11 protein-coding genes are annotated in these 16,118 nt (G+C 71.5%); 5 read left to right on the plus strand and 6 right to left on the minus strand.

The window, feature by feature from the left end; translation table 11 throughout:
* Positions 1-1,617, plus strand: a 1,617-nt coding sequence (locus FNH05_RS38045; protein ID WP_186382534.1) for a hypothetical protein, incomplete at its 5' end; no start/stop codon positions are given.
* Here the strand turns inward: FNH05_RS38045 and FNH05_RS13905 are convergent.
* Positions 1,599-2,753, minus strand: coding sequence for an FAD-dependent monooxygenase (locus tag FNH05_RS13905; protein WP_144588167.1), 1,155 nt, complete (start codon positions 2,751-2,753; stop codon positions 1,599-1,601). The genes FNH05_RS38045 and FNH05_RS13905 overlap by 19 nt on opposite strands.
* 115 nt (positions 2,754-2,868) lie before the next feature.
* Here FNH05_RS13905 and FNH05_RS13910 point away from each other — a divergent pair, with 115 nt between their 5' ends.
* Complete coding sequence (locus FNH05_RS13910; protein ID WP_144588169.1) at positions 2,869-4,338, plus strand: phytoene desaturase family protein; 1,470 nt, start codon at positions 2,869-2,871, stop codon at positions 4,336-4,338.
* Here the strand turns inward: FNH05_RS13910 and FNH05_RS13915 are convergent.
* Complete coding sequence (locus FNH05_RS13915; protein WP_144588171.1) at positions 4,306-5,784, minus strand: PH domain-containing protein; 1,479 nt, start codon at positions 5,782-5,784, stop codon at positions 4,306-4,308. The two genes, FNH05_RS13910 and FNH05_RS13915, sit on opposite strands and share 33 nt — an antisense overlap.
* Complete coding sequence (locus FNH05_RS13920; protein WP_246127725.1) at positions 5,781-6,272, minus strand: PH domain-containing protein; 492 nt, start codon at positions 6,270-6,272, stop codon at positions 5,781-5,783. The genes FNH05_RS13915 and FNH05_RS13920 overlap by 4 nt, the downstream gene beginning before the upstream one ends.
* A gap of 74 nt (positions 6,273-6,346) precedes the next feature.
* Here FNH05_RS13920 and FNH05_RS13925 point away from each other — a divergent pair, with 74 nt between their 5' ends.
* Both FNH05_RS13925 and FNH05_RS13930 read left to right on the plus strand, forming a co-directional pair.
* Positions 6,347-8,209, plus strand: coding sequence for a tetratricopeptide repeat protein (locus FNH05_RS13925; protein ID WP_144588174.1), 1,863 nt, complete (start codon positions 6,347-6,349; stop codon positions 8,207-8,209).
* 58 nt (positions 8,210-8,267) lie between these two features.
* Entirely contained in the window at positions 8,268-9,686 is a 1,419-nt protein-coding gene (locus FNH05_RS13930; protein ID WP_144588187.1) for an aminotransferase class I/II-fold pyridoxal phosphate-dependent enzyme, read from the plus strand.
* Positions 9,687-9,731: 45 nt separating this feature from the next.
* Here FNH05_RS13930 and FNH05_RS13935 read toward each other — a convergent pair whose 3' ends face one another.
* From FNH05_RS13935 to FNH05_RS13945, 3 genes are all read right to left on the minus strand, one after another.
* Positions 9,732-10,547 carry an SGNH/GDSL hydrolase family protein gene (locus FNH05_RS13935; RefSeq protein ID WP_144588176.1) on the minus strand — a complete coding sequence of 272 codons (816 nt, stop codon included), beginning with the start codon at positions 10,545-10,547 and terminating at the stop codon, positions 9,732-9,734.
* Positions 10,548-10,619: 72 nt separating this feature from the next.
* The gene (locus tag FNH05_RS13940; RefSeq protein WP_144588178.1) at positions 10,620-12,179 is read right to left on the minus strand and encodes a beta-N-acetylhexosaminidase; all 1,560 of its coding nucleotides are present in this window, start codon (positions 12,177-12,179) and stop codon (positions 10,620-10,622) included.
* A gap of 204 nt (positions 12,180-12,383) precedes the next feature.
* Positions 12,384-14,258: a propionyl-CoA synthetase gene (locus FNH05_RS13945; RefSeq protein WP_144588180.1), complete on the minus strand. Its 1,875-nt coding sequence runs from the start codon at positions 14,256-14,258 to the stop codon at positions 12,384-12,386.
* A 164-nt stretch (positions 14,259-14,422) separates the two neighbouring features.
* Here FNH05_RS13945 and FNH05_RS13950 point away from each other — a divergent pair.
* Positions 14,423-16,118: serine/threonine-protein kinase (locus FNH05_RS13950; RefSeq protein ID WP_144588182.1), on the plus strand; the 1,696-nt coding region annotated here is incomplete at its 3' end.

Raw genomic sequence — 16,118 nt, forward strand, 5'->3', positions numbered from 1 at the left:
GCCGTGGTGTCCGCGGCGCTCGAGTTCCGCGACCGGGCCGGGGGTGACCTGCGGCAGTGGTCCCCGTGGCAGGTCCGGACGCTGATGCGCCAGTGGTTCCCCCGCACCGTCACCCTGCGCGAGACCGAACTGCCCGGCGTGGTGCCCGCACTGCACGGGATGGTCGATTTCCTCGCCGAAGGATCGGGCCGCGACCCGGCGGACCTGCACGCCGAGATCGACCGCGGCGAGGCCGAGTTCCTGGCCGCGATGACCGACGAGCGGCGCTTCGGGATGCCGAAGTTCTGGACCGCGCGCATGCTGGAGCACGGCGTGGACCTTTCCGACCGCGACCGGGTGCGCCGGTTCGCCACCGAGGCCGCGGCCGGATCGGTCCCCTTCGACCGGGAGACCGCGACCGCGATCCTGCGGCGGCCCCCGGCGGACATGGGGTTCGACGAGCAGCCGGCGATGCCGCCGGTCGTCCTGCCCCCGCCGGAAAGGCTGCCCGCGCTGGCCGAGTCGGCACGGTTGACCGGACGCCTGCGGGCGTTCGTGGACTGGGTGGGTGCGGGCCGGTCGCTGACCCCCAACCAGCGGCTGCGGATCCACGACGCGCGGGAACTGGCGAGCCTGCTCGGCCTGGACCAGCGGCACCGGGACGGGGCGAGCAGCGGCGCGGATCTGCCCGAGGTGGCCCTGCTCGTGGAGTGGGCGAGGGCGGCCCGCGCCGTGCGTGTCGCCGGGGACCGGTTGGTGCCCTCGGACCGCCCGGAAGCGATGCTGAACCGGTCGCTGGAACTGTGGCAGCGCCTGTTCTCCGCGCTCGATCGACTCGGCGAGACGGTGTGCGCGTCCGCGCAGGACGGGCCGTCGGTGCTGGGCGAGGTCTTCGACGAGGTGGTTCGCGAACTCTGGATGTGCCTCTACACGGCGGGCGGGACCCCGGTACCGGTGGAACTGCTGGTCGACCTGGTCCGAGAGAACCTCGGCGAGCAGTTCTCCGTGTCCCGGCATCCCTTGCTGGGCAAGATGACCGACCTCATGTGGCGGTGGGAGCTGGCGAGCGTGCTCGGCGCGATGGAACTGCTGGGCGCCATCGAGTCCACGGTGGTGTCCGACCCCGCCGAACGGGAGCAGCTCGTCGAACTGTCCGGCACCGACGATCCCGACCTGACCCTGGTCGCCCTCACCCCGCTCGCACTCTGGGCGGTTCGTGAGTCCTTTTTGGACGCCGGGTTCGCCGCGCCGGACGTGCACGAGCTACTCGGCTTGGATGCCGAGGAGCTCTACGACCAGCTCTACGAGGTGTCCCGACCGGTACTGGACACGGCGCTGGGCCTCTGGGCCGCCGCCAGGGAACCCGCCGAGGCCGCCGGTGAGCTGGCCAGATTCGCCCAGGAGGTGCCCTCCCCGGAAACACGCCGGTTCCTGAAGGCCGGTCTCGCGCACACCGGCGACGCGGGAATCTCGGAAGCGCACCGCCTGCGCTCCCTCGGCGGCGTGCTCGGCGCGGTCGCGACCGCGTTCCTCCTCCAGCACTCCGCCCTTGGTGAAAGCGAAGCGACGGAAGAGGAACTAGCCCTCGCGAACGTCGACGAGGAGCGCGCCGACCGCGCTCACGAGTCGCGTTCGTAGTCTTCGAGCGTGATGTCCGTGGCCATCCTGTCGGTCATCTTGAGCAGTTGGCGCAGCAGGAACGGCGAGTTGAACATCCGGTTCCGCATCCTCATCCGCAGTCTGGTCGGCGGGGCGAGGAACGGGCCCGCGCTGCTCTTCCCGGCAGTCTTGGCGTAGGGCCGGAACTTCTCCTCGTACCGGCGGAACGCCACCCGGTGGTCGCCGTCGGCGGCCAGGAGTTCACCGGCGAGGACGTACGCGCCGACCATGGCCAGGCCGGTGCCGAACCCGCCGAGCGTGTTGCCGTAGGCGGAGTCGCCCAGGAGCACGACCCTGCCGGAGGCGTAGCGATCGATCGCGACCCGGCTGATCGAATCCAGGTAGAACTCCCCGCCCTTCGCCACCGCCGCCAGCACCTCCCCGGTGCGCCAGCCCACGCCGCGATAGGCGTCGATGACCAGTCGGCGTTGTTGTTCGGGGTCGTAGCGGTCGTAGCGCAGCGACGAGGACTTGAAGACGAAGAACACCGGGGCCTTCGGCCCGCCGGTCGCCACCAGCCTGCCCGGCTCGTTGTACATCCGGACAGGCCAGTCGAGCGGTTCCCGGAGTTCGGCGAGCGCGTAGTGGTAACCGGACTGGTGCACGAACTCCGGCTCGGGACCGAAGGCGAGCTTGCGCACCATGGAGTGGATGCCGTCGGCACCGACCACCAGGTCGAAGGTCCGGGGCGCGGCCCGGTCGAATGTGACGTCCACGCCGGATCCGGTGTCGGTCAGGGAACGCACGGAATCGCCGAAGAGGTACTCGCAGTCGTTCGCCGTCCGCTCGTACAGGATCCTGGCGAGGTCGCCGCGCCGGATCTCGATGTCGCCCCCGGTCCATTCGCCGGGGATGACGGCCAGCGCCCTGCCCTGTCCGTCCACAATGGTCTGGTCATGGCCGCCGGTCCGGTACTGCCTGATCTCCTCGGTCAGGCCCATGCGGTCGAGCACGGCGAGGTGGGTCCGGCCCTTGAAGTCGACCGCCTGGCCGCCCCTGCGCAGGGCCGGGGCCTTCTCCACCACCGTGACCGTGCAGCCGAAACGCCGCAGCCAGAAGGCGAGGGCGGGGCCGGCGACACTGGCGCCGGAAACGAGGATCTTGAGGTTTCGCATGCGCCGACCATGCCGGGCTCGCCTGACCGTTCGCTGACCGTGCGCTGACCGCCCGTCGGCGGACCGTGGCGGGGCTGGTGCTGCGGGTGGGCGAACCCGGGCCCATAGTGGGGGCATGGTTTCCAGCGACGCCGCGGTGGTGGGATCCGGTCCCAACGGCCTGGCCGCGGCCGTGGTGCTCGCCCGCGCCGGGCTTCGCGTGGAAGTCTTCGAAGCCGCACCCCAGTTGGGAGGCGGCCTGCGTTCGGCGGCCCTGTTCGACGACGACGTGGTGCACGACCTGTGCTCGGCGGTGCATCCGCTCGCGGTCGCCGGGCGGTTCTTCCGCGAGTTCGACCTCGCCGCCCGCGGCGTCGAGATGTGCCTGCCCGAGATCGCCTACGGGCATCCGTTGGACGGCGGCCGGGCCGCGCTGGCCCACCGCGACCTCGACCGCACCTGCGACGGGCTCGGGGCGGACGGTGCCCGCTACCGCTGGCTGATGGAGCCGCTGGCCGAGCACAGCCGGGAACTGGTGGACACGGTGTTCTCCGACCAGCGCCACCTGCCGCCGGACCCTCGCGTGCTGCTCGCACTGGCACCCCGCGTCCTCACCCAGGGCACCCCGCTGGCCCGGTCCTTCTTCCGCGGCGCCGAGGCGTCCGCACTGCTCGCCGGGGTCGCCGCGCACGCGGTCGGCAGGCTGCCCAGCCTGCCCGGCGGGATGATCACGCTGCTGCTCGGGCACCTCGCACACAGCACCGGCTGGCCGCTGCCCCGCGGCGGCAGCGGGCACATCGCGAACGTGCTGGTCGAGGACATCCTCGACCACCGCGGAATCCTGCACACCGGACAACCGGTGGACGCGCTCGGCGACCTGACGGGTTTCCGGGCGGTCGTGCTCGACATCGGTCCCCGGAACCTGCTCGACCTCGCCGGGCCGATGCTGCCCGCCCGCTACCGGCGGCGGCTGGAGAACTACCGGTACGGCCCGGCCGCGGCCAAGGTCGACTTCCTGGTGTCCGAGCCGATCCCGTGGGCGAACCCGGAGCTGGGCAGGGCGGGCACCGTGCACGTGTGCGGGGACCAGGCGGAGGTGTTCGCGAGCGAAACCGCGACCGCGCGCGGCCGTCGGCCGGACAGCCCGTTCGTGCTGGTCTCGGAACCGATGGCGGCCGACGAGACGCGGGGACTGCCCGGGAAGCGGCCGGTGTGGGCGTACTGCCACGTGCCGCACGCCGATCCCGTCGATCCGGTGGACCTGGTGTGCCGCCAGCTGGAACGGTTCGCACCCGGGTTCGGGGACACCGTGCTGGCCCACCGCGGCATCACCGCCCCGCAACTGGCCGGGTACAACGCGAACTACGTGGGCGGGGACATCGCGGCGGGCGCGGTGACCGTGCGCCAGTTGCTGGCCCGGCCGGTGCCGAAGTGGAATCCCTACCAAACCCCGCTGCCGGGGGTGTACCTGTGCTCCGCGGCGACCCCGCCGGGCCCCGGCGTGCACGGCATGGGCGGCTACTACGCCGCGAAATCGGTGCTGCGCAACGAATTCGGCATCGGTGAGATGCCGTCACTGGCGCCGGACCAGGAATGGCTCCAGTAGCGAGGGCACCGCGGCGTCGGCGAGGGCGATCGCTTCGGCGGCAGGCAGGTCGACACAGGTGTAATGCCCCTGTCCGGCGGCGGTGGTCGCCGTCAGCGACACCAGTCCGGCGCGCCGCTGGAAGAACGACCGGCGGATCACCCAGCCGATCACACCCTCCGAGCTGAGCAGGTAGCGCCGCCGCACCAGGCTTCCGATCCCGATGACCAGGCGGCGTCCGAGCAGCGCGTGGCCGAGGTTGCGGTAGCGGTCCTCGGCGAGCAGCGCACCGAGCGGGAACAGGGCCGGCGCGGCCTGCCAAGTCCAGGCGGGCCAGCCTGCCAGCCACCACAGCAGGGCGAGGATTCCGGTGACCATCGCGGCGAAGGCGAATGCCCGGGTGTACCGCCGTCGCCGGGCTCGCCCGCCGTGCCGCACGAGCGGATGGGTGGCGGGACCGGTTTCGCCGGTGACCTCCTCCGCGACCCGGTGAGCCTCGGCCCTCGGCGCGGGGGGCAACAAGACCGAACCGCCGCGCTCGGCACCCCGGCCGACGCGCAATCCGGTGGTGATGGCCAGGCAGCGTGCGCCACCGACAGCCCGCAGCAGCAGCGGTTCGCTGATCTCGGCGCCGCGCAGCCGTCGCAGTTCGATCGTGGTGGAACGGGTGGTGAGCAGGCCCCGGGTGACGTGCAGCGTGCCGTCGGCGCGGACGAGCCGGAACCGCCAGAACGCCAGCACGTACGCGGCGATCGACAGCACGGCCACCAGCACCGCCACCGCGACCACGATCTCCAGGACGGCCACCGCCACCGGCAGCTCGCTGACCTGCCCGATCACCGAGCGGAACAGGCCGAACTCCTCCGGGTCGAACCGGGTTTCGTTGCCCAGCCAGCCCGCCACCACACCGAAGGTCGCGATGCCGGAGAGCGTGAACGGGCCGTAGAACATCCACCGCGGCGAGAGCCGCGCGAGTTCGGAACCGGTGGACGGGCCCGCCTCGGGGGCGTCCGTCGCGGAGACCGGCACCGGCTTGCCGAGCAGCTCGGCCCGCAGCCGGGCCGCCTCGGCCGCCGTCAGCGCGTCGAGCGTGACGCCCTCGCTGCCCCGGTCGGACCGGCCGGTGCCGATCACCACCCGGCTCAGCCCGAGAACCCGCTGCATGGGGTGCGCGGTGAGGTCGACCGTGCGCACCCGGTCCCGCGGCACCGACAGTTCGCGCCGCCGCAGCAGGCCCCGCCGCACCCGCACGTGCGTGGCATCGACGTGGTAGGTGGTGGTGAACCAGCGCAGAAGCCCGGCTCCGACGGCGAGGCCGAGGCCGATCAGGCTCCACAGGTGTCCCTGGCCGTTCTGGTTGATGAACAGCACACCGACGAGCACCGGCAGGAACCGGACGGCTTCCTGGACCGGATGCACGGCGAGCATCCTCGGGCTGAGCCGCCGCCACGTCTCGGTTTCGTTCATGTCGCGTCTCCCGCCACCGCCTGGGTGCGGGCGGCGAGTTCGGCGGCGAGCCGCTGCGTGGTGTCCAGGTCGAGGCCGTGGACGTGCACCGGACCGCGGGCGGAGGCGGTGGTGACGGTGAGGTTCGCCAGTCCGAACAGCCGTTCCAGCGGGCCGCGTTCGGTGTCGACCGTCTGGATGCGGGAAACCGGGGCGATGCGGCGTTCCTGGTTGAACCAGCCCGACTGGGTGTAGACCACCTGCGGGGTGGTTTCCCAGCGGTGCACCCGGTACCGCCACTGCGGCATCACCACGAGATGGGCGGCCGCGAGCACTCCGGTCACGATCAGCGCGATCACGAGCGCGGTACCGCCGCCGAACAGCAGCCACACCAGTTCGCCCGCCAGCGGGGCGAGCCAGCCCAGCGCCGCCCTGGCGGTCCAGTAGAGCACCGCCTTGCGGCTCACCCGGTTCGCGGGCGGGCGGAGGTCGAGCACGGGTTCGGTCACAGCGCCACTGTGCCCGATGCCGGGCGGAAAGGCACCCGACTTCGGCCGGATTCCGTGGCCACTACGGTCTCCCTGTGACACAGGCGAACTTCGACGACATCGTCCAGGGCGGTTACGGCGGTGGCGCGGAACTGGACCAGGAGATCCTCGCCGGCCTGACCGCGCTCAGCGAGGCGGAGCGCGAACACGGGGCGGACAGCGAAGAGGCCGCCGAACGGCGGGCGGAACTCGGCAGCGCCTACTTCGCGGCGGGGAGGCTCGACGAGGCGATCGAGGTCTTCCAGCGGCTGTGTGCCGACCTGGCCCGCCTGCGGGGCGAGGACGCGATCGATTTCGCGGTGGCGAAGGGCAATCTCGCGGGGGCGTACCGGGCCGCCGGGCGGCTCGACGAGGCGATCGCCGGTTACCTCGAAGCGATCGCCGGTGCCGAGCGCGCCGGGGGCCCGGAGGACCGGACGGCGCTGACCTTCACCCTCGCGCTGGCCCGCGCATACCGCTCCGCGGAACGCCACGACGACGCGATCCCGCTGTTCCTGGAAGCACTGGCGACGGCGGAACGGGTGTTCGGCGAGCGGGACGACCTTTGCCTGGGCGCGCGGAGCGGGCTGGCTTCGGCCTACTGGGACCTGGGGCGGCTGGACGAAGCGATCCCGTTGCTGGACTCCGTCGCGGACGCGTTCGCCGAAATGCACGGGCCCGAGGACCCGCAGACCCTGACCGCCAAGGCGAACCTCGCCGCCGTGCTGCTCGCGGCGGACCGCGCCGGGGAGGCGATCGCCCTGCTCACGGAGACCGTCGCGGTACGGGAACGCGTGCACGGCGCCGATCACCCCGAGACCTGGGACGCGTGGCACGACCTGGCCAGGGCCTATCTGGACACCGGCGAGCCGGAGCGGGCGATCCCGTTGCTGGAGCGGGCCGTGTCCGGGCTCGGCGCGGTCTACGAACCCGGCTATCACGGCCTGCTCGTCGCGCGGGCCTCGCTCGGGCTCGCCTACCAGCAGACCGGGCGGCTCGACGAGGCCGTCACCGTGCTGGAGGCGGTGCTCGCCGACACCGAGCGGTCCTACGACGACGACCATCCGGAACTGGTGCGGATCCGGGGGGAACTCGCCACCACGTACTACCACGCGGAGCGGGAAGAGGAGGCGATCCCGCTGCTGGAACGCGTGGTGCGGGATCGCGAGCGCCTTTTCGGCGCCGGGCATCCCGGGACGCTGTCGTCCCGTTACGTGCTCGCCAACGCGCAGTACGCGACGGGACGGCTCGTCCCGGCGGGCGACCAGATCGCCGCACTGCTCGCCGACTGCGAACGTTTCCTCGGTGAGGACGACGAGTTGACGGCCGCGGTGCGCGACAGCCGCGACTCGCTGGCGACCCTGGGGCTTTCGCCACTGGAGCCGTGGCGGCGGTGGCTGATCGCGATGTCCTCGATCCTCACCGAGCGCAACGGTGACGGGAACAACGAAACACTCGGGCTGCACGCGGAGCCCGACCCGGACGCGGCCCGGTACCGGCTGGAGGACAGCTGGGACATCACCTCGACCGAGGATTTCCTGTCCACCGCGGACTGGTTCCTCTCCGGCGGGCACCGCGCGGACATGGCCGAGGTACTGGGGCATCCGCCGCTGGCCTGGGATGCCGGACGCTTCGTGCTGATGGTCCGTGACGCCTACGAAGCCCGGTTCATCCGCGAACACCAGGCATGGGAACTGCTCGACCCGCTCGCCGAGCCGACCGCGGGCGCCTACCGGTCGTGGCACGAGTTCGCCTCGGACTTCCTGACGGGACGGGAACTGTGGCTGCGGCAGATCGGGCAGCGCGACGAGCAGTGGGCGGTGGACTCGCAGGAGGAGACCATCGCGGCCGTGCGCACGCTGCTCGACCCGGAGAACCGCGACAGCCCGTGGCACCGCGTGCCCTGGCCGCAGGGGTGAGACGGCCGCCGTTGCGGCGCCGCGACCCCATGGGTTGGGTGGGGGCATGGCTGGGCACATGACACCGGAGGAGTTCCGCCGCCACGGCAGGCAGGTGGTGGACTGGATCGCCGACTACCTGAGCACCATCGAGAAGCATCCGGTGCGGGCGCAGGTCGCCCCCGGGCAGGTCCGCGCGATGCTGCCCGCCCATCCACCGGAACACGGCGAACCCTACGAAACCGTGCTCGCCGATCTGGACCGGGTGATCCTCCCCGGCATCACCCACTGGCAGCATCCGGACTTCTTCGCCTACTTCCCGGCCAACGCGAGCGGACCGGCGATCCTCGGCGAACTGCTCTCGGCCGGCCTCGGCGTGCAGGGCATGGTCTGGGCGACCAGCCCGGCCTGCACCGAACTGGAAACCGTGGTGGTCGACTGGCTGGCCGAACTGCTCGGTTTGCCCGAGAGGTTCCGCACGGACTCCGCCGGGGGCGGGGTGATCCAGGATTCCGCGTCCAGCGCGGCGCTCGTGGCGGTGCTGGCGGCGTTGCACCGGGCCGGCGGCGGGAAGGTGGCGGCCGACGGGATCGCCGGGCGTTACGCGATCTACGTGTCCTCGCAAACGCATTCGGCGCTGGAGAAGGCCGGGCGCATCGCCGGGATCGGCGCGCGCGGGGTCCGCGTGGTCGACGTGGACCCGGAGACGCTGGAGATGGACCCCGGGCACCTGCGCACGCTCCTCGAAGCGGACCTGGCCGAAGGCGTGGTGCCGGCACTGGTGTGCGCCACCATCGGCACCACCTCCACCACCGCCGTCGACCCGGTGCGCCGGATCGGGGAGGTGTGCCGCGAACACGGCGTCTGGCTGCACGTCGACGCGGCCTACGCGGGGGTCGCCGCGATCTGCCCCGAGTTGCGGTGGATCAACGACGGGGTGTCCGAGTACGCCGATTCCTACGCCACCAACCCCCACAAGTGGCTGCTCACCAACTTCGACTGCGGACTGCTGTGGGTGGCCGATCGCCGTCCCGTGGTCGAGGCGCTGTCGATCCTGCCGGAGTTCCTGCGCAACGCGGCCAGCGAATCGGGCGAGGTGATCGACTACCGGGACTGGCAGATCCCGCTCGGACGCCGGTTCCGTGCGCTGAAACTGTGGTCGGTGATCCGCTGGTACGGCGCGGAGGGCCTGCGTGCCCACCTCCGCACGGGGATCGAACTGGCCCGGCACTTCGCCGGGCTGGTGGCCGCCGACCCGGACTTCGAGGTGCGGGAGCACCACCCGTTCGGCCTGGTGTGCTTCCGCCCCGCGCGGGCCTCCGACGAGGAGACGCTCGCGCTGATGGAACGCGTCAACGCCTCGGGGGCGCTCTATCTCAGCCACACCAAGGTGAACGGGCAGGTCCTGCTCCGCATGGCCATCGGCGCCCCCGCCACCACCGCCGACCACGTCACCGCCGCCTGGCACACCCTCCGGCAGGCCTACGGGGAGCCGTGAAGGTTCCGCCACCCGCACCGCCACGCAGACCACTTTGATACAGACCTAGCCCGGGGCGGTGCCGCCGGGGAGGGCTTGCAGCGGGTTCAGCTCCTCGGACAGGACGGGGAGCAGTTCCGGGCGCTTGGGGGCGAACCCGTCGCCCGGCGAGCGGCCGGCGAACCAGTTGCGGGTGCGGGTGAGGGCCACCGGCAGCACCTCCTGCCACAGCCATTGCGCGTGCGCGCGGAGCCCGGGGCGCAGCGGGTCTCCGGGCAGCGGGGCCAGCCAGGCGGGATCGGCGGGCATGCCGAGCAGGGTGAGCAGATACGCGGCGAGCCTGCGGTGGCCCGGTCCGGACAGGTGCAGGCGGTCCGCACCGAAGTACCGCAGGTCGTGCACGTCCTCCTCCCACAGGTCCACCACCAGCGCCCCATGCCGCTCCGCGGAGGTGCGGATGGCCTGGTTGAGCGCTTCCAGCCGGGCCCGGACGCGCAGCACCCCGGGCACCCGGCTGGACACGTCGCTGAGGGTGAACACGACAACGGTGGGGACGGCCCGGGTGAGCATCCGTACCGCCGCCTCCACCCGCTGGGCCACCACCTCGGGCCGGAAATGGCGGGTCATCACGTCGTTGGCGCCACCGAACAGCACCACCAGATCCGGGGACAGATCGAGTGCGGTGGGGAACTGCTCGACGATGATCTGGTCGAGCCTGCGCCCCCGCACGCCGAGATTCGCGTAGCGGAGGCCGGGCTCGACCGCGGCGAGCGCGGCCGCGGTCAAGTCCGCCCACCCCCGGTACCGGGTGCTGCCGGGGTAACGGTCGTGCAGCCCCTCGGTACAGCTGTCGCCCAGGGCGACAAAACGTTTGTAGCCCATCGAGATCTCCGTCGGATGTTGTTCACCGAAGAGACCTTGTTTAGCAGAGCTCCGTCACCGGTGCCACCGCCGTCACGGCCAGTCGACCTGAGGCGAGCGGTAGAAATCGATGCTCTGGGCGGTCCACCGTGGACCCTGCGCGGCGAGCCGTTCGCGATAGGTCGCCCAGTCGTGCGTCGACCGGGGGGACCAGCCGATCTCGGCGATTCCGGCCAGCCGCGGGAAGGCCATGTACTCGATGTTCGCGCTCGTGGTCAGGGTTTCCGACCACAGCGGCGCTTCCACCCCGGCCACCGACTCCTCGCCGACCCCCTGCACGGCCGTGGCCGGATCCCAGTCGTAGGCGTCCTTCACCTCGACGTAGCCCGCCCAGTGCAGACCCAGCGGGCTCCCCGCGTTGTACTGCATGTCGAGGTAGGCCTTGTTCGCCGGCGACATGAGGATCTTGTTGCCCCGGGCGGCCGCCGCGGCGGTGGCGGCGTCCTGGCCGTCGGTGTCCCAGAACTGGGGCACCGCGCTGACGGCCGGATCGGCCTTGGCGATCTCGTGCCAGCCCTGCACGAGCTTGCCGTGCTTTTCCACCAGCGGCAGCAGCCTGCCCATGAACTTCTGGTAGTCGGCGGGTGTGGTCGCGTGGGCCTCGTCGCCGCCGATGTGCAGGTACCGGCCCGGCGTCATCGCGGCCAGTTCGCCGATGACGTCGTCGAGGAACTTGTAGGTGATGTCCTTGTCGACGCACAGCGAGCTGAAGCCGACATCGATCCCGGTGTAGAGCGGCGGCGCCACCCCGTCGCAGTTCAGCTCCGGGTACGAGGCGAGCGCGGCGTTGGTGTGCCCGGGCATGTCGATCTCGGGGATGACCGTGACGTGGCGCGAGGCCGCGTAGGCGACGAGATCGCGGTACTGCTCCTGCGTGTAGTAGCCGCCCTGGCCACCGCCGACCTCGGTGCTGCCGCCGTAGGTCGCCAGCCGGGGCCAGCTCCTGATTTCGATGCGCCAGCCCTGGTCGTCCGCCAGGTGCAGGTGCAGTCGGTTGATCTTGTACTGGGCGATTTCGTCGATGTAGCGCTTCACCTGGTCCGGGGTGAAGAAGTGCCGGGCCACGTCGAGCATCGCCCCGCGGTAGGCGAAGCGCGGATAGTCGAGGATGTGGCCACCGGGCACCACCCAGCGCGCCCGTTGCACGGTCTTCGCTTCGACGGCGGCGGGGAGCAGTTGCCGCAGGGTCTGCACCCCGGCGAACAGGCCGTCCGTGGTGTTGGCGCGCAAGGAAATGCCGTGGCGGGAGACGTCGAGCTGGTAACCCTGTTCGCCGACCCGCGGGCTCGCGCCGAGGCCCAGGGTGATCGCCGAGTTCCTCGCCCTGGCGACGACCGGAAGGCGGTAACCGGTGGAGGGGCGGAGAAGGTCGCCGAGGTAGGCGGCGACCTGTTCGGTGCCGTGGCCCGCGGCGAGCACGGTCGCCGGGGTGAGGCGGAAGTCGTCCCCGGAGTCAGCCTGGGCCGAGACGGGGACGGGGACGACGTCGGTGAGGCTCCGGGATGCTGGTGCCGCGTTCGCGGGCTGGGCGAACGCGGTCAGGGTCAACAGGGCCGAACCCAGCAGGGCGGCGAGGCAACTGCGTCTGCGCATCGGACACTCCGGCGGTGAGGGGACCGGGGGCCCATAAAGGTATAGACCAATGCCACGGCACCGCGCAATGCCGCCAACCGGGTGCCGGGGGCGCTCCGAGGGGCTGGGGCGAGCCGTGAAGGTCCCTTCACAGTCGAATCGGCTGTGAAGGGACCCTTCACGGCAGTGTCCGCCGGGGTGTCCGCCGGGGTGTCCGCCGGGGTGTCAGCCGCGGAGGACGGCGCGCAGGGCGTCGAGCACGGCCGGGTCCTCGATGGTCGACGGGACCGGCTCGTCGCGCCCTTCGGCGATGCCGCGCATCGTCTTGCGGAGGATCTTGCCGGACCGCGTCTTCGGCAGTGCGTCCACAATGGACACCTGGTGGAACGCCGCCACCGGGCCGATGTCGCGGCGCACCGCGGCGATCAGTTCCTGGCGCAGGGTCTCCTCGTCGATGTCCACGCCCGCCTTGAGCACCACCAGCCCGCGCGGCAGCTGTCCCTTGAGTTCGTCGTGCACGCCGATCACCGCGCACTCCGCCACCGCCGGATGCGACGCGAGTACCGCCTCCATCGTGCCGGTGGACAGCCGGTGCCCGGCCACGTTGATCACGTCGTCGGTGCGGCCCATGATGAACAGGTAGCCGTCTTCGTCGAGGTAGCCCGAGTCACCGGTCAGGTAGAAGCCCTCGTACCGGGAGAGGTACGAGTCGATGTACCGGGCGTCGTCGCCCCACAGCGTGGGCAGGGTGCCCGGCGGCAGCGGCAGCATGATCGCGATCGCCCCCTCCCGCCCGGCGGGCAGGTCCTGCCCCGCCTGGTCCAGGATCCGCACGTCGTATCCCGGCACCGGCACGGTCGCCGAGCCCGCCTTGACCGGCATCGGCTCCAGTCCCCGCAGGTTCGCCGCGATCGCCCAGCCGGTTTCGGTCTGCCACCAGTGGTCGATCACCGGCACCCCGAGGATCTTGTGCGCCCAGTGGTAGGTCTCCGGGTCCAGGCGCTCACCGGCCATGAACAGGGTCTTGAACTCCGACAGGTCGTAGCGGGCCAGTTCCTTCGCGTCGGGGTCGACGCGCTTGATCGCCCGCAGCGCGGTGGGCGCGGTGAACAGCGCCTTCACCCGGTGCTCGGAGATGACCCGCCAGAAGGCGCCCGCGTCGGGCGTGCCCACCGGCTTCCCCTCGTACATCACGGTGGTCGCGCCGACCAGCAGGGGCCCGTACACGATGTAGGAGTGCCCGACGACCCAGCCGACGTCGGAAGCGGTCCACCAGATGTCGCCCGGCCCGATGTCGTAGACCGCGGTCATCGACCAGGCCAGTGCCACCGCGTGGCCGCCGGCGTCGCGGACCACGCCCTTGGGCTTCCCGGTCGTGCCCGAGGTGTAGAGGATGTAGAGCGGATCCGTCGCGGCGACCGGCACCGGGTCCGCCGGGGTGGCGCCCGCGACGAGTTCCGTCCAGTCCAGATCGCGGGGGCCGAGTTCGGCGCGCGCGGTCTCGCGCTGCAGGACCACCACGTGCTCCGGCTGGTGCTCGGTCTCCGCGAGGGCGGCATCGATGATCGGCTTGTACTCGACGATCCGGCTCGGTTCGACACCGCACGAGGCCGCCACGATCACCTTCGGCTTCGCGTCCTCGACGCGGGCGGCCAGTTCCTTCGGGGCGAACCCGCCGAACACCACCGAGTGCACCGCGCCGATGCGGGCACAGGCCAGCATCGCCACCAGTGCCTCGGGCACCATCGGCATGTAGACGATGACGCGGTCGCCCTTCGTCACGCCGAGCGAGGCGAGCGCGCCGGCGAACCGGGCCACCTCGTCGCGCAACTGCGCGTAGCTGTAGGTGCGCTTGGAGTTCGTCACCGGCGAGTCCCAGACGAGCGCCGGCTGCTCACCGCGGCCGCGCTCGACATGCCGGTCCAGGGCGTTGTAGGAGGTGTTGAGCTCCCCGTCGGGGAACCACCGGTACAGCGGCGCCTGCGTCGAGTCGAGCGCCCGGGACGGCTCCCGCGTCCAGTCGACGGCCTTCGCCGCACCCAACCAGAACCCCTCGGGATCGGTCAGGCTTCGCTGGTACTCCTCGGCATAGCTGCCCATGGGGACAGACCTCCTCGTCATCGAGCCGGTGCTGTCCACATCATGGCTCATGCCGGTGCGGCCCGATATGAGACGTACGCGGCAGCGCCCGCCGGTCGGACCCCGGACGCCGGGAGCTAATAGGCTGGAGGTCCGGAAAACATCCAACCAGGAGGACGCCGGCGGTGAATGCCTTCGGGAGCTGGTTGCTCTCCCTTGCCCACACCCTGTTCAACCCCGGGTTCTGTCCTGGCGACTGGGTGTGGGCGACCAGCGCCGCGGGGGCGCTGATCGCACTGTTCCCCGTGCTGGGCGCCGTGATCGTCGCGTTGATGCGCAAGTTCACCGGCAACACCTACGACGCGGTCACGCTCGGTGTCATCGCCGCGGTCGGGCTGGTGACCGTGCTCCTGCTGCCGTGGCTGGCGGCCAACGGCGTCTCGGGCATCTACCGGGCGGTGGCCACCGGCCAGCCGTCCGGGCTGTCCGGGGCCGAGCTGTCCACGATGAACCGCAACTACTGCGACTTCATCGGCGCCCAGAGCGAGTACCTCGGCAGGGGGCAGAACGTCTTCGAGACGCTGTTCTACCCCTCCGGCAACAAGCTCGCCTACGGCTACTACCTTGCCGCGCTGATCGGCCTGCCCGCGATCTCGCTGTTCTTCGTGATCCTGCAGGCCCGCACCGCGATGCGGCGCGGGCAGAAGTGGCCGGGTCGTCTGCTGTGGGTGCCGTTCGTGCTGTTCGTGGTGTTCAGCGCGTCGGTCGAGGCGAACACCGCCGTCCACCTGTGGCTCGGGTTCCTGCCGATCAGCGTGCTCGGCCTGATCCCGGTCGCCCTGGTCGGACCGCCGCCGTGGGCCGTGATCAACCGGCCGAAGCAGGAGCGCGAGCCCGAGCCGCCGTCCCATGCCGAGCAGCTCGAACGTCGGCCGGAGCCTCAATCGTCCCAGCAGTCGCAACAATCGCCTCAACAGTCCCAACTGTCGCAACGGCCTCAGGAATCCCAGCAATCCCAGCAACAACCGCAGCCGCCGCGCCAGTACCCGCCGACGGCGCTGGCACCGGCCCCGCAGCTGGCGGCCACCCCCGGTCCCCTGCCGGTACCGCCCGGTTCCGCCGCGGCGGGCAGCGAGCGGTACCGGCGGATGCGACGGCTCGGTCACGGCGGTTTCGGCACCGTCTGGCAGGCCGTGGACACCCAGCTCGGCCGCACCGTGGCGTTGAAGATCGCGCACGCACCCGACCCCGACACCGAGGAGCGCATGCGGCGCGAGGCCCGCGCGCTGGCGATGGTGAACCACCCCAACTGCGTCCGCGTCTACGACCTCGTCGAGGAGCCCGACGGGCTCGCGCTGGTGATGGAGTTCCTGGAGGGGCAGGCACTCGCGACGGCGGTGGACACCCAGGGGCCGCTCGACGACATCGCGGCGGGCAGGCTGTGGGCGACCATGGCCGGTGCGCTGTCCGCGGCGCACGAGAAGGGCGTGTTGCACCGCGACATCAAGCCGTCGAACGTGGTCGTGGACCCGAGCGGGGTACCGCATCTGATCGACTTCGGGATCGCGCGCAGCCGGGGCGATTCGACGCTGACCGCGACCGGGATGATGATCGGCACCCCCGACTTCGTGGCCCCCGAGCAGGCAGCCGGGGCCCCGGCGAGCCCGGCCTCGGACGCCTGGCAACTGGCGGCGACGGTGAGCTACGCGCTGTCCGGTTACCCGCCGCGCGGCACCAGGGAGTCGCCGATGGCGGCGCTGATGGCGGCCGCCAGGGCGGAGCCGGCGAACCGCCTGCCGCAGCGGTCGGCGCACGCCCGGCTGCTCATCGCTTCGCTGGACAACGAGCCGCGCCGCCGCCCCACGCTGAACACCGTGCGGC

The organism is Amycolatopsis rhizosphaerae, assembly GCF_007713715.1.
In the GTDB taxonomy this organism is placed as follows: domain Bacteria; phylum Actinomycetota; class Actinomycetes; order Mycobacteriales; family Pseudonocardiaceae; genus Amycolatopsis_E; species Amycolatopsis_E rhizosphaerae.